This window comes from Pseudomonas sp. LB1P83, from assembly GCF_054897885.1.
On sequence record NZ_CM142709.1, the window covers coordinates 2618759 to 2633703 of the forward strand.

Annotated in this window: 12 protein-coding genes and 1 pseudogene; 4 read left to right on the forward strand and 9 right to left on the reverse strand. The window is 57.9% G+C overall.

Features of this window, described 5'->3' with window-relative positions:
* Positions 1–110: 110 nt before the first annotated feature.
* Both ACYZTY_RS12215 and ACYZTY_RS12220 read right to left on the reverse strand, forming a co-directional pair.
* Positions 111–335, reverse strand: a complete 225-nt coding sequence (locus ACYZTY_RS12215; RefSeq protein ID WP_461958694.1) for a hypothetical protein — start codon at positions 333–335, stop codon at positions 111–113.
* A 409-nt stretch (positions 336–744) separates the two neighbouring features.
* A pseudogene (locus tag ACYZTY_RS12220) lies at positions 745–1283 on the reverse strand (DJ-1/PfpI family protein); the annotation flags it as partial.
* A 23-nt stretch (positions 1284–1306) separates the two neighbouring features.
* Here ACYZTY_RS12220 and ACYZTY_RS12225 point away from each other — a divergent pair.
* Together ACYZTY_RS12225 and ACYZTY_RS12230 are read left to right on the forward strand one after the other, a co-directional pair.
* The gene (locus tag ACYZTY_RS12225; RefSeq protein WP_461958695.1) at positions 1307–3004 is read left to right on the forward strand and encodes an efflux RND transporter permease subunit; all 1698 of its coding nucleotides are present in this window, start codon (positions 1307–1309) and stop codon (positions 3002–3004) included.
* Entirely contained in the window at positions 2997–4379 is a 1383-nt protein-coding gene (locus ACYZTY_RS12230; RefSeq protein ID WP_461958696.1) for an efflux transporter outer membrane subunit, read from the forward strand. Before ACYZTY_RS12225 ends, ACYZTY_RS12230 begins: the two co-directional genes overlap by 8 nt.
* A 106-nt stretch (positions 4380–4485) precedes the next feature.
* Here ACYZTY_RS12230 and ACYZTY_RS12235 read toward each other — a convergent pair whose 3' ends face one another.
* From ACYZTY_RS12235 to ACYZTY_RS12265, 7 genes are all read right to left on the reverse strand, one after another.
* A complete protein-coding gene (locus tag ACYZTY_RS12235) occupies positions 4486–5793 on the reverse strand; it encodes an MFS transporter (protein WP_461958697.1) in 1308 nt (435 codons plus the stop codon).
* Between the two features lie 150 nt (positions 5794–5943).
* On the reverse strand, positions 5944–6924 hold the full coding sequence (locus ACYZTY_RS12240; protein ID WP_461958698.1) for a transketolase family protein: 981 nt from the start codon (positions 6922–6924) through the stop codon (positions 5944–5946).
* 2 nt (positions 6925–6926) lie between these two features.
* Positions 6927–7814: a transketolase gene (locus tag ACYZTY_RS12245; protein WP_307337118.1), complete on the reverse strand. Its 888-nt coding sequence runs from the start codon at positions 7812–7814 to the stop codon at positions 6927–6929.
* Between the two features lie 86 nt (positions 7815–7900).
* A complete protein-coding gene (locus tag ACYZTY_RS12250; RefSeq protein ID WP_461958699.1) occupies positions 7901–9001 on the reverse strand; it encodes a glycerol dehydrogenase in 1101 nt (366 codons plus the stop codon).
* 127 nt (positions 9002–9128) lie between these two features.
* Complete coding sequence (locus tag ACYZTY_RS12255) at positions 9129–9821, reverse strand: SDR family NAD(P)-dependent oxidoreductase (protein ID WP_461958700.1); 693 nt, start codon at positions 9819–9821, stop codon at positions 9129–9131.
* A gap of 31 nt (positions 9822–9852) precedes the next feature.
* Positions 9853–10653 carry a shikimate dehydrogenase family protein gene (locus ACYZTY_RS12260; RefSeq protein ID WP_461958701.1) on the reverse strand — a complete coding sequence of 267 codons (801 nt, stop codon included), beginning with the start codon at positions 10651–10653 and terminating at the stop codon, positions 9853–9855.
* Positions 10654–10698: 45 nt separating this feature from the next.
* Positions 10699–12297 (reverse strand): GMC family oxidoreductase, encoded by a 1599-nt coding sequence (locus ACYZTY_RS12265; RefSeq protein WP_461958702.1) that lies wholly within the window; start codon positions 12295–12297, stop codon positions 10699–10701.
* 221 nt (positions 12298–12518) lie between these two features.
* Between ACYZTY_RS12265 and ACYZTY_RS12270 the strand changes: the two genes are divergently transcribed.
* Both ACYZTY_RS12270 and ACYZTY_RS12275 read left to right on the forward strand, forming a co-directional pair.
* Entirely contained in the window at positions 12519–13670 is a 1152-nt protein-coding gene (locus tag ACYZTY_RS12270) for a glycerol dehydrogenase (RefSeq protein ID WP_461958703.1), read from the forward strand.
* 39 nt (positions 13671–13709) lie between these two features.
* On the forward strand, positions 13710–14882 hold the full coding sequence (locus ACYZTY_RS12275) for an iron-containing alcohol dehydrogenase (protein ID WP_461958704.1): 1173 nt from the start codon (positions 13710–13712) through the stop codon (positions 14880–14882).
* The last annotated feature ends 63 nt before the right edge of the window (positions 14883–14945 follow it).

Sequence of the window (14945 nt, forward strand, 5' to 3'; positions counted from 1 at the left end):
GCGATACAGTTTGCTAGGTCGTTTCGGTTGGCGGCATAAGAGCTGTTGAAATGTTTGGCTAATTAGAGTCAATTTTGAACATGAATATTCGCATTAGGCTCTTAGTTTGATTATTGGCTTTGGCTGCTGTTCGTTACATATTCACCATTTAAGCTGGTGTAGCTTTTAGGCAGTGCGGCCAGTTGGGCATGTTGCTTCAGATCGGGGACGCCAAAAGGGCGCTTTTCCGCCATGCGCAAGCGTTGGCCGGCAGTGGACCAATCATTGTCCAGCGGTAATTCCAATCCGATAGAGAAGTTGTTGGGGCCGAGCAAACGTTGAAAATGTGAGTTCATCAGGTCTCCTGCGCCTTGCATGATGCAGGGCGACTCCATGGGTGAATACCGACAGTATCTGCGGCTCCATTCCGGAGAAAAATGCATCAAATAGCACAATAGTCTTGAGTAAAACGCACGATTAGAAAGCTTTCCTTTCTGGAGGAGGAAGGGGTAATCGCTGCGAGTCTCGCTTCCCGCCCAAAACTCAAAAAAATGCCGCTAATTGAGCGGCGCTTTGTTTGTACGTGATTTTTGGTAAATGACTGCCTGGCCGACCAGTCGTGGTTTGTTCACTTCATTTGTTTCCCTATTTCCCAAGTGGAGGAGCTTCAGGCCTACGCCTACGCCTACACGTTGCGTAAGCAGCGGCCTAAAGACAATCCCAGCGGCAATGTACTGTCGGTGAAAAGGTGAGAGGTTGAATCGATCAGTCTTTCGCTTGGTTCTGGGACTTGAGTCGATCGAGTATCACCTTACCCACATCCAGCGCTGAACCAGGGTTTGACCGGTCACCAGTTCGCGGTCGATGACGACATGGCTGGTCCACGGTGAAGAGTTGCTGCTGTATACGCTGCCGGCTTGTTCCAGTGCCGTTTGCGGATAGAACTTCATAACGCCTCCCTTCAATAATCCCTTGGCCAACTCTTCTTCCTGATTGCTGATGACCGTGAACTTGTAGCCGGCGTAGGTCCAGTCCGAGGTCGTAGCCTGGGTGCCGGTTTCGAGTTGGCGCGTGAAGGCGGTGGGGTTTGACAGCGTCGACAGCAGGGCAATCGGTCCATGGCAAACGAGGGCGGTTGTCTTGCTGTGCGCATGGAAATTATTCAGCAGTTTTCCGAGCTCGACGCTGTGCAGCAGATCCTGCATCGGTGCATGGCCACCAGGTACATAGACAGCATCGAAGTGCTCGTAGCCGATCTGTTCGACCCGCGACAGGCTAATGACCGGTGACTCACCCGGCGAGGACGCTGTCTCCAGCGTTGGCGGCGATGATTCTGCGTCGACATGATCCTGAAGCCCATCAGAAGCCGAAAAAAGGCGTCTTTGGTGTGCTCAAGCGTGCCGCTGATGGCTTCAACAGCGGCTTCCTGAAACTCTCTTCAGGCTACGCCGGCAGCGTGCGTGGCCTCGTGGCAAAAACTCCGTTGATGCTGGCGATCTACGCGGTGTTGATTGCCGCGACCGCTTATCTAATGGTGTCGACGCCCAAGGGCTTCATCCCGGTTCAGGATCGTGGCTACCTGGTGGTCATCGTGCAGCTCCCTGACGGTGCCTCTCTGGAGCGGACCAACGAAATCTCTCAGCAGATCGAGGCGATTGCCCTGGATGTGCCGGGTGTGGACCGAGTACCGACGTTCTCCGGTTTCTCGATGGTGACCGGTACCAGCTCATCGAACTCGGCCGGCCTGGCGCCAGTGTTCCAGCCGTGGTCCGTGCGTAAAGTGCATGGGTTGACGTCGGACAAGATCGCCGAAGACTTGCGTGAACGTTTGAAAGCGGTCGGCGGTGCAACGGTCATTGTCGCCACGCCACCACCGGTTCAAGACTTGGGTAGCACGGGCGGCTTCTCCATGCGTTTGCAGGATACTGCCGGGCTGGGTACCGAAGCATTGGCCAAAGCAACCGACGACCTGATTGCTGCCGCCAACGCCACTCAAGGCATGACCGGCGTCTATTCACCGTTCTCGGCCCGGACGCCACAGGTGTTCGTTGAATTGGATCGTGAACGCGCCGAAATGCTGGGCGTGCCAAGCAGCCAGATCAACCAGGCCATCGAGACGTACTTTGGCTCGTCCTACATCAACGATTTCAACCTCGTGGGACGTACGTATCGAGTGACGGCGCAGGGGGACTTGCCGTACAGGGTCACGCCAGAGGATCTGTCACGGGTCAAGGTGCGCAACGATGCCGGTCAGATGGTGCCGATTGCCAGCGTGACGCGTCTGCATGAGACGCTGGGTGTGGAGCGATTCCCGCGCTACAACCTGTTTCCTACTGCGGAAATCAACGGCGATACATTGCCGGGACTGGGTTCCGAGTTCGGGATCAAGACGATGGAACGTCTAGCTGATGAGACGCTGCCAGCCGGCATCACCTATCAGTGGACTGATCTGAGCTATCAGCAAACCACTGCCGGCAACATGGGCCTCCTGGTCTTCCCGTTGTGTGTGATTTTTGTCTACCTGGTACTGGCGGCGCAGTACGGCAGCTGGAGTCTGCCACTGGCGATTCTGTTGATCGTGCCGATGTGTCTGCTAGCGGCTGCCGGTGGCGTACGTCTGATGGGGCAGGACATCAATATCCTGACTCAGATCGGTTTTATCGTACTGGTGGGACTGGCGGCGAAGAACGCGATTCTGATCGTCGAAGTGGCAAGGCAGCAGGAGAAAGAGGGGCAAGGCATCGTTGATGCGGTCGTCGAGGCGTGTCGTCTGCGATTGCGCCCGATTCTGATGACTTCGCTGGCCTTCGTCCTCGGTGTGTTGCCGTTGGTGATGTCTGAGGGCGCGGGTTCCGAGATGCGTCAGGCAGTCGGTTCGGCGGTGTTCTTCGGGATGATCGGCGTCACGCTGTTCGGTCTGCTGTTCACTCCGGTCTTCTATGTGTTGATCCGCCGAATGGCCGGTGGCGAGCGTCAGGCACAGTCTAAAACCAACCATTCTGAACAGGGTGAGGCCCATGAATAATTATCTCAGCGTTCCAGGCCTGGTACTTGGGGCCGCGCTACTGAGTGCCTGCGCCTCGCCGGTCATGCCGCCCAAGAGCGACTTGCCGGTCGACAGTTTCGTCAACGCTCAAACGGCTGTACCCGCCAGCGTGACAGACAATTGGTGGAAGCTTTATCAGGACCCGTTGCTCGACCGTCTGGTGGAGCGCGCCCTGGGGGAAAACCTTGACCTGCAGATTGCGTTGGCGCGGATCGATGCCGGGCGTGCACTGCGCAACATCGCCGGAGCTTCCGGCAGCCCTCAGGTCGATTTGGGGGCGAGTGTCGCTCGTCAGCGTATCTCGGCGGATCAGGCGGGTTTCACTGACTCGCTGATCACCGAGCCGACCTCATTGGGGTTAAGTGCGGCCTGGGAAATCGATCTGTTCGGCCGTATCCGGGAAGGTGTGCGCGCTGCCGACGCCGACCTCAACGCGACAGAGGAAGAGGCGCGGGGTGTGCGTGTGGCGCTGATCAATGAAGTGGTCCAGGCCTACGCCGAAGCACGAGGGCTGGAGGAGCGCCTGGCGATCGTCAAGCAAAGTGCGGCCAGCCAGGCTGAGACCTTGCAGCTGACTGAGCAGCTGTATGCGGCGGGGGACAGTCCTGAAGCGGATTTGCTTCGCGCACGTTCGCAGTCGGACTCCACCGCCGCCCAAGTGCCAGCGCTGCAACTGAACTGGCAACGTTCGCTGCATCGCTTGTCGGTGCTGCTCGCCCAGCCGACCGAGACGCTTTATCAGCAGTTCAAGGAGAGTCCGGCGAAGATCTCGACGGTGTCGTTGCTGGACGCCGGTACGCCTGCGGATCTGTTGCGTCGGCGTCCTGACATACGCGCCGCCGAAGCACGCTTGATTGCGGCCTATGCGCGAGTCGGTGTGGCCAAGGCGGATCTGTTGCCGCGCTTGAGCCTGTCAGCGGCTCTGGGGTCTTTGATTGATGGTGTGAGCGCCGCCAATCTGGCCAGTTCGACGTTCTGGTTGGCCGGGTTGAATGCCAGTGTGCCGGTGTTTGACGGCGGACGTCGGAGCAACGTGGCCGATCTTCGGGATGCCGAGGCGCGGCAGGCGTTGCTGAGTTATCGACGCACCGTGTTGACGGCCGTTTCCGAGGTGGAGTCAGCGCTGGCTGCAGCCCAACGCAATGCCGAACGTCAGACTTTCCTGGCCAGTGCGGCCAGTCAAGCCAGCTCAGCTGCCGAGCAGATTCAGCGAGCCTGGCAGGCGGGAGAGACTCCGTTCCTTGATGTGTTGCATGCTCAGCGGCTGCAACTGGCTGCGCAGAATGCGCTGTCCCAAGTGAAGACCGCACAGTGGCAGAATCAAGCGGCGTTGGTGAATGCGCTAGGGGGATAGGTATGTAACGACAATTGAAGTAAGTTGCGGGCAAGCCCGCCCTCATAGGTTATGAGATGCCTGTAAGGGCGGGCTTGCCCGCAATGGCGAAAACAAGCAACGAGGTTCAAATTTTGTCGATCGGCACACCGTGATTGTTTTTCCACATGAACACCACGGCACTGGCAATGACCGCGACAACGATCAAATAGATATTGAACATCCAGCCAATGTTTTCCGAGTACAGCCAGGTCGTCAGATAGGAGGCTGTACCACCGAACACCGCGACGCCCAGAGAGATACATACCCCAAACATTCGAGTGCGATAGCGAGTCGGAATCTGCTCCGAGATCGAAGCCGGTTTGCAACCGGTGATAAAGGCCACCAACAACAAGCCTGCAGTCTGCGCCACCATCAAGGTCCACGGTTCGCTGGAAATCAAACCCCACAACGGGAACAGCGTGGCGGCAATCCCCAGCAAGGAAATCAACGCTGAAATCTTCCGCCCCCAGAGATCCGATATCCAGCCGGAGATTGGCAGGAATACCAGGTAGATGACCTGCGCAATACAGCTCATGGTAAACGCACTGCGTGGGTCCATGCCTTTGACACTGATGGCGTAGATCGAGGCCGAGGTGACCCATGTGTAGTAGGTCAACGTGGCACCGGCTTCATACAGAAACAGACGAACGCCGTGCTGGATGATCTTGCCACGACTCCAGGCTGGTGCTGTCGATTCACCGCCAGCGCTTGGCGAGTGTTCGCTTTCCATCATGTTACGACGCAGCCACAAGGCGAAGACGGCCAACAGGCCACCCGTCGCGAAGGGAATACGCCAGCCCCATTCCTGCATCTCACTGACGGACAACAGTGACGTCAGCAGCGCCATGTAGAACGTCGCCAGCAACGAGCCGCAGCCCACCGCGATAAACACCGTGCTTGACCACAGTCCTCGGCGTTTCGGCGGCGCGATTTCAGCAATGTAGGCGTAGGAGGTGGTGGTTTCACCGCCATGCGCAAAACCTTGTACCAACCTGGCCAGCAGCAAGAGTCCTGAAGCCCAGCTGCCAACCGAATCGTAAGAGGGAATAAAGGCGATCAGCAGGCTCGCGCCAGCCATCAACAACATGGTACTGAGCAACACAATGCGCCTGCCCAGCTTGTCCGCCAGGATGCCGAAGAAGATGCCGCCAATAGGTCTCAATAGAAATCCCGCGGCAAATACCGCGAGGGTGTTCAGTAATGCAGAAGTTGCGTTGCTTTTATCGAAGAGTGCGGCGGCGATGTACACCGACGCGACGGTATAAATAGTCCAGTCAAACCACTCCAGCAAGTTGCCGACGCCAGTGGCCATCAATGACTTTCTGCGCAGGGAGGTACGTGTTTTGGCCTGTCCGGTCGAGTAATCGGACATGGTCTCGGTGATGTTATTCATTGTTGGCTCCGAGATACTTCATAAACCACGGGGTGTGGTCGGTGGAGGTGAGTTGCGTGAGGCTCCCTGAGGAAAAGAGGTGTCCAATACGACGAAAATACTGGAGCGAAGCTTGCCCGCTATGGGGTAAACCTCGCTCCTGAAAGGTGATCAGGCCTTCATATGTGCCAGTGCCACTTCCTCGATACCGGCGGCATCCAGCTTGTAGTGCTGATACAAGTGCGTCGGCGGAGCAATCAGGCTGTATTCGTCGTAGATACCGTGGCGCTTGAGCTTCACGCCGACGCCTTCGTCCGCCAGGACTTCAGCCACAGCCGCACCCAGGCCACCGAGCACGTTGTGCTCTTCGACGGTCATCATGCGTTTGCTGCGAGCCGCGGCGCGCAGGATGGCGTCACGGTCGATCGGCTTGATCGAAGCCATGTCGATCACACCCACCGAACGACCTTCTGCATTCATCTTGCGAGCAGCGGCGAGTGCCGGATGCACGGTGATACCGCAGGCGATGATGGTCAGCTCTTCACCTTCGATGTGCTCGTGGGCCTTGCCGAATTCGAAGACAACACCGTCCTCGTAAACGATCGGATCGCGACCGCGGCCGATGCGGAAATACACCGGTTTGTCGTAGGTGGCCGAGGCTTTGATCGCGGCGACCAGTTGTGGGCCATCGGCCGGCGACACGACCGCCAGGTCAGCGATCGAGCGCATGGTGGCGATGTCTTCAGTGGCGTGGTGCGAAGTGCCGTAGAAGCCCAGAGAAATACCCGTGTGGTGACCAATCAACCGTACCGGTTGCGCCGAATAGGCGACGTCCATGCGGATCTGTTCGCAGCACAACAGGCCGAGGAACGAAGCAAAGGTCGCCACGAACGGCATCACGCCACAGGTGGCCAGGCCCGCGGCGGCGGTCACCATGTTCTGCTCGGAGATACCGAACTGCAGGTAACGCTCAGGGTACTCACTGGCAAACTTGTTCAGGCCGTTGGAGTACTGCAAGTCGGCCGAGCCGGCCATCACCGGGTAACCGGCCTTGGTCAGTTCGATCAGTGCGTCGGACAAATAAGACAGGCCCGGGTTAAGGGCATTGAGGCCACGGTACTGCCAGGAATTGGGGGAAAGAGGGGCATTCATGTTCAGATCTCCATGGCTTCAATTTCAGCGATAGCGCGTTTGGCATCTTCCGGATCGAGGTAACCGAGGTGCCAGCCGGGTTCGGTTTCCATGTAGGAAACGCCTTTGCCTTTAACGGTCTTGGCGATGATGCAGACCGGCTTGTCGCGGGTTTCATCGGCTTTCACCCGACGCAGGGTTTCAGTCACTTCGGCAATGTTGTGGCCGTCGATGACATGCACTTCCCAACCAAAAGCTCGCCATTTTTCGTCCAACGGCTCGATGCCGATCACGTCGTCGACCGAGCCGTCGAGCTGGAAGCCGTTGCGGTCGACAATTGCGATCAAGTGCTTGGCCTTGTGGTGGGCGGCGCTCATCGCGGCTTCCCAGACCTGGCCTTCTTGCATTTCGCCGTCTCCGAGCATGACGAACACGTCGTAGACTTCGCCGGTGAATCGCTGTGCCAGGCACATGCCCAGGCCGCCGGAGAGGGCGTGACCGATGGAGCCGGAAGAGAAGTCGATGCCGGGCACCTTGCGCATGTCAGGGTGATCGCCCAGAGGGCTGCCCAGGCGGGTGTATTCATCGAGCCACTCCTTGGGGAACACGCCAAGGTCCGCAAGAATCGGGAACTGACCCACGGCGGCGTGGCCCTTGCCCATCAGGAACCGGTCGCGACCCGGCCATTTCGGTTCGTCGGGGCGAATCGTCATCACGTCGTAGTACAGCGCGGAGAACAATTCGGCGGCGGAAAACACCGAGGTGTAGTGACCGGTCTTGGCGATTTCGATCAGGCGGATTGTTTCAAGACGAACGAATTTCGCCCGGTCTTTCAACTTGATAACAGTCTCGGCGGAAGGCACAAAGTTACTGGCTTTCCACTGTTCGAGTGTTTTGCGGGGTGCAGACATCTCTACCTCCAATCACAGGCATGAATTTGTTGAAGTTGAATCTCAGTGGCGGGGCTTGAACTTCAACGGGGTGGTGGTTCGTTCAATCAAAATGTTCGGTGAGTCAGGCCTTCCAGTGCACGCATCGCGCCGATCAGCTCGTCGCAGGTGAGTGCGGCGCCCGATACCGAGAAAAAGTTGCGGGCGTGCGGGGCTTTCAACGTGGGGGCGGCCACCTGCATCAGCACCGAATCGTCGACGTTAAGTACGCCCAGTTCGGTCAAGTTGCGGGGCAAGCCGATACGTTGATAGAAGCTCAACATATCGCCCATGAGTTCGGCGTCACGGTCTTCCAGAACCAGCTGCACCAGCAAGCCATACGCCACTTGCCAACCGTGAACCTGCTGCTGCGCACCAGGGATTTTCGATAGGCCGCGTGTCATCGCATGGGCGATAGACAAGCCGCCGCTTTCAAAGCCCAGGCCACTCATCAACAGCACCGCTTCGATCAGGTGATCGAAGGCGACAGTTACCTCTCCAGTACCGGCCTGGGCCAGTGCCGGTTCGGCGTATTGACGAATGATGCGGTAGCACTCGCGTGCCAGCACTAGCCCCGACAGCGCCGGGCGTGCGCCGAACATGTTCAAGCCACCGGATTTGTAGCACTGCTCGGCTTCGAATTTTTTGGTCAGCGCATCGGCAATCCCCGCCAGCAAAAACTGACGCGGGGCCTGGGCAATCAACGAGGTGTCCACCAGCACGTAGCGAGGACTAATCAGCAGGTGACCGACTTCGCTCAGTTGATGATGGGCGTCGTAAACCACGTAGTTTTTCGAGGTGGGTGCATCGTTGGACGCAACGGTCGGCATGGTGATCAGTGCGCGGCCGGAGGTGTGGGCGAGGGCTTTGCCGGCGTCGATGCACTTGCCGCCACCGACCGCCAGGATCATGTCGAACTCGATCTCTGAAGCCGCCATTCGCAGGCCGGCAATCCCGTCGGCAGTGATCTCGCCGTCGAAGGTGATGTAGTGCAACTCGACATCGGAGTGCGCACAGGTGTCATCGAGTCGTTGCCGGATCAGGCCCAGCACATAGCTGTCGATGACCACCACGGCCTTGCGTCCGCAGTGCGCCAGATAAGTACCCGCCTGGGCGAGCACTTCAGTGCCCTGGACGTACCGTCCGGGCGAACCGAAAACCAGATTCATTCAGCACCTCGTTTCACTGCTTATTGTTATTCGAGGCTCGGCGGCAGGTTGCCGAGCGCTCGGTCTTGTTATGATGCATGATATATCATGTTTTTAAACGGTCAAGCACTCATGCGACGAGATGACGTCAGGCGATCGAATACCCGCCATCGACTGGCAAGGTTGTACCCGTCACGTAGCGCGCGTTGTCCGACACCAGGAAGGCGATCACATTGGCGATGTCTTCCGGGGCTCCCCAGCTTTTCATCGGGATGCGCGCCATGATGCCTTCCGAGCGGACCGGGTCTTCAAACGCACGACGCGACAGGTTGGTCAGAATCCAGCCAGGTGCAACAGCGTTGGCCCGCACACCGTCGGTAGCCCAAGCCACGGCCATGCAGCGAGTCAGCTCCGAGATGGCCGCTTTACTTGACGCGTAGGCGGGTGTTTTGGCCGAACCGAAAATTCCCCACATCGAAGCGAAGTTGACCACCGCACCGCGCGCGGCTTTCAGGCCGGGCAGGGCGGCATTGGTAATCCGCAATACCGCAGTCAGATTGACGTCCATGACCCGACTGAAACCTTCCAACTCCCATTCGCGATTGTGATCAATAATCCCGGCGGCGTTGACGATGGCATCGACCCGCTGGAACTGTTCGAAGAAAGCATTCACCGCCTCGTCGCTGGTCACATCCAGTTCCTGGTAATGGATACCCTCAACGCGTTGCTCGGGTTCGCCGAGCCCCACGGTGAATACTTCATAGCCGTCAGCGAGCAGACGTTGTGCAGTGGCCAGGCCGATGCCGGAGCCGCCGCCGGTCACGATTGCAGTCTTTTTCATGGTCTTTCCTTACGTGTTGGAAGAGGGCGTCTTAAACGCCACATTGGGAAAACAGAAACTCGGCCAGCAGATCGATCTGGCCAGTAATCATGTGCGAGCCTTTATGGATGACGCAGCCACGCTCGGCGGCGGCGCTCAGTAGCGGCGTGATGTCCGGGTTCATCACTACTTCGCCGACTACCGTGCCGGGTGCTAGGGTCTCGACCGGCAGGGGCAGAGGGTCCTGCGCTTTTAGGCCCAAGGCCGTGCCGTTAATCACCACATCAAAACCGGTCGCGTCGGCGGGGCCGGCATTGACCTGCTGATGGGGGAAAATCTGCCGCAGTTCGCGGGCCAACTCTTCGGCCTTGGCCGGGGTGCGGTTGCTGATTACCAGTTCTTGAATATCTTCGGCGAGCAATGCGTGGGCGATACCGGTGGCCGCGCCACCTGCCCCTAGCAGCAGCACACGCTTGTTGTGAAGATCATGGCCTTGTTTTTTAAGGCCGCCGACGAAGCCATCGCCATCGAACATGCGACCGCTGAAGCGCCCGTCAGGTAAACGTTTTGCAACGTTGCACACGTTGAGCAGGCTGGCTGTGCCTTTGAGTTCATCGCACAATTTTGCAACCTCCAGCTTGTGCGGAACAGTGACGATCACCCCCGCCAGGTTTTCAATCCCGCGCAAACCTTCCCATGCGGTGGCCAGGTTGGCTGGCGAGACTTCCCATGGCACCAGCACGCCGTCATAGCCGAGTTTTTCCAGTAACGGATTGAAAAACTCAGGGGTACGCAGGTGTTTCGCCGGGTAAGTGAGATGAACGACGACTCGGGTTTTACCGCTTATAGGCATTACGAAATTCCTCTTTCAATGGTGGATAGCGGCGAGTGCCAAGGGCTAAAAGCTGGCAGCTGCCAACGCGTCTCGCCCGAGAATCATGTCCGCGGCTTTTTCACCAATCATGATGGACGGTGCATTGGTATTGCCGGAGATCAGATTGGGCATGATCGAGGCATCGACCACGCGCAGGTTGCGCAGGCCGCGAACGCGCAATTCAGGGTCGACGACGGCCATCTCGTCGTCGCCCATCTTGCACGTTCCCACTGGGTGGTAAACGGTCTTGGCGCGCTGGCCGATGTAACTCAGCAATGCTTCATCGCTGCGTACGCTCAGTCCAGGAAAGACCTCTTCGCCGGTGTACTTGCGCATCGCCGGTTGGGCGAGAATCTCGCGGGACAGGTTCAACCCTTTGATCGCTACGCGGCGATCTTCCGGGTGGGCGAAATAACGTGGGTCAATGCACGGTGGCGTGTCGGCCTTGCTGTCGGTCAGGCGGATTTCGCCGCGGCTCATGGGGCGTAATACGCAGGTATTGATGGTTGCGCCGGGCTTTTTGATCGTGTCCTGATCGAGGTCGAAAAACACGATAGGCACGAAATGCATCTGGGCGTTTGGTCGTTCTTGCGCGTTATCGGTGTTGACGAAAGCACAGGCTTCGGTGACGTTCGAGCTCACCGGGCCACTGCCAAACATCAGGTACTGCAGGCCATTCTTGACGGTGTTGAAGGCGTTGTCCTGGCCGTAGTAACCGTACTTGCCATGGCAGTAGGCGATGGTTCCGACTTCCGCATGGTCCTGCAGGTTTTGACCGACGCCGGGTAAGGCATGCTGCAATGGAATGCCATGGCGTTCAAGTTCTTCGGCCGGACCGATACCGGAAAGCATCAACAGCTTGGGTGACTGAATGGCGCCAGCGCTGAGGATCACTTCTTTACCGCAACGCGCCTGCACCACCTGGCCTTTGTGTGTGTACTCGACCCCCACCGCTTGATTGCCTTCGATCAGGACTCGTTGCACGGTGGCATCGGTGATGATCGTCAGGCGATCGGATTTTTCAGCGGTACGTAAATAAGCCACAGCCGCACTGCAACGGCGATTGTTGCGAGCGGTGATCTGGTTGAAGCCAACGCCGTTCTGGCGTTCACCGTTGAAGTCCGCTGTAAAGGGAATACCGGCCTGCTGCGCGGCACGCACGAATCCCCGAGACAGTTCGCAAACCTGCTTGAGGTCTGAGACACCCAGCGGGCCGCCTGTTGCGTGATAGCGGTTATCGAAGCGTTCATTGTCTTCGGCGCGTTTGAAGTAAGGCAGTACTTCACGATAAGACCAACCATTGCAGCCGCTGCTTGCCCAGTCGTCGTAATCCTCTTGCTGGCCGCGGATATAGATCAACGCATTCACCGAGCTTCCTCCCCCCAGCACCCGACCCTGAGGAAGAATTCGTTTGCGACCATCCATGGCGGTTTGCGGTTGAGTTTCGTGGCGTGAAAGCAGTGGACTGGACAGCAGCCGGGTGAAACCAGCGGGGATGTGGATCAGCGGGTGGGTATCTCTCGGCCCGGCTTCGATGAGTAGAACCGAGGCGCCAGCCTCGATCAATCGACCGGTCAGCGCGCAGCCCGCGGACCCGCCTCCAATGACAACGTAATCGTGCATGTCTCTCTCCGAACAGTGCTTTCTTGTTTTCATGCATCATATATCGTTGGTCCCCCCAAGCGTCAACCCAGATGATTTTGTGCGAACAGGTAAGCCAAAAAACGGTTGGCAGTCAAAAATAAAATATGATATATCATCGGTTGGCCAGAAGCTGAACTTCTCGGACACGTCCTCAAAGCAATAAAAAAAGCCTCCACGAAGAGGCCAGGATGAACGTTGATATGACACAGATATTTGCTGCTCCCGGCCGCTACATCCAGGGCTACAAAGAGCTCGACCGCCTTCACCGGCACGTTGCCTGGTTTGGTCGGCGGTTATTGGTGGTTACCACCCAGGGGCGCCTGGATAGCCTGAAGCAGACGCTGAGTGCCAGCTTCGAGGCTGAGCACACCCAATTGCACTACGCGATTTTTTCCGGCGAAGTGACCCGTCAGGAAATCCAACGATTGACGACGAGCATGAACACCTTTGAATGCGATGGGGTGATCGGCGTCGGCGGCGGCAAGGTCCTGGATGCCGCCAAGGCTGTGGCGCATCAAGCCAGGGTTCCGTTATGTATCGTGCCCACCATTGTTTCCAACGACGCCCCCACCAGTTCGCTTTCGGTGTTGTACACCGAGGAAGGCGCGTTTGACGATGTGCTGTTTTATGAGCGCAGCCCGGATGTAGTAGTGGTGGATACCTGGATCATCGCCCAGGCCCCCGTGCGGTTGTTGGTGGCCGGAATGGGGGATGCCTTATCGACCTATTTCGAAGCCCGCACCTGCGTTGAATCGTACCGGGACAATTTTCTCGGTAACGCCGGCGCCGGGATGAAGGAGGGCGGCTCCGGCGCCAAATCGACGCTGACTTCCATGGCCATCGCCGAGCTGTGCTACCGAGTACTGCTTGAAAACGGGCTGCAAGCCAAGCGCGCCAGTGAAAACAAATGCGTGACCAAAGCCTTCAACCGCGTGGTGGAAGCCAATGCCTTGATGAGCGGTATTGGCTTCGAGAACAATGGCGTCGCCACCGCACACGCGGTGTATTGCGGATTCAGCGAACTGGGCAGCCGCGCAACGATGTACCACGGCGAGTACGTGGCCTTCGGAACGCTGGTGATGCTGGTGCTTGAAGGCAAATCCAGCGGTGAATTGGATGCAGTGTTGAGGTTCTGCCTGAGCATCGGTTTACCAGTCACCTTTGAAGACCTCGGCCTGGCCGATATCACCCCACACGAACTCGACTGTGTGGCACGCACCGCTGCTGACCCGAACCAGACCAGCAAGGTCGAGCCGTTTGAGGTCACCTTCGATGAAATGAAGGCCGCGCTGATCTCGGCCAGCGACCTTGGCGAACTCTATAAAAAAGGCGGTTCGTTGCTGGCGGGTTGAGCCCGTTTGCAGCGCAGAGCCACAACAAAAGGTGAACTGATGAAAGCATTTCAGGCAAATCTACCGGTCACACTCGATTTCGAGGCCGGAGCGATCAAGCGCATGGGTGAAAAGGTCGAGCCATTCGGTAAAAATGTCTTCCTGATGGTGGACCCATTTCTTCAGGGCAGTGACCTGGTTGCACAAATTACCAGCAGTTTTGCCGAGCACGACATCGCGTATCTCGAGTTCTACGACATCGTGCCCAACCCTCGGCATACCACGATCGATCGTGCGGTTGAGCTTGTCCGCGAAGCGGGTTGCGATGTCGTGGTTGCGGTTGGTGGCGGCAGCGCCATTGACTCAGCCAAAGCCGTTGCCCTCGTTGCCGTACATGGTGGTTATTGCTGGGATTACACCGAACGCCTGGGCGAAGCGGTGACTCGACCGCAAAGCCGCGGGTTGCCGCTGCTGGTAGTGCCGACTACCTCCGGGACTGGAACCGAAGCGACCCCTTTTGCGGTGATCAACAATCCCGGACTGGGCCTTAAGTGCGCCATCGTCAATCCGTTCATCTATCCAGATGTTGCTTTGGTCGACCCACAGATCCTGATTTCGAAACCTGCGAAGCTGACAGCGTTGACGGCAGTCGACACCTTTTGCCACTCGCTGGAAGCGTACATCAGTATTCACTGTACCCCCTGGGTCGAGATGGTTGCCCTGGAGTCGATTCGTTTGTTTGCGACGAACGCCCAGCGCTGCGTCGAACACGGCGATGACGTTGAAGCGCGCGCACGTATGGCCTTTGCATCGACCCTCGGAGGAATGGCGATTGCCAGTGCTGGCGTAACGGTTTCCCATGCGTTGGGCCAACCGTTGGGGGCGATGACCGACGCACCCCACGGCGGCACCGTCGCGGCCAGTACGCCGTATGTGATTGGCTGGACACTGCCGGTGTGCGCAGACAAGTTTGCCCGCGTGGCCGAGATTCTCGATCCGTCGACGCAGAGCCTCACGGAGATGGAACGTGCGCAGCGTCTGCCAGGCATTCTTGAAAAACTGTTCACCACGTTGGGCGTCACCGATACGTTCCGCAGTTATGGCCTGCAAGAACATCAGATCGATGATTTTGCACAAACCGTATGGACCAGTTTCAACCAGGACCTGGCCTGTCACCCGAAGAAAATCAACAGCAAAGAGGAAGTCGCCGACATCATAAGAATGTGTTTTTAACCGCCGTTGTTTAACAGGCGCAGTCTTTGCTGATCGCTCGATGATCGGCGTTTCGTCTCGCGC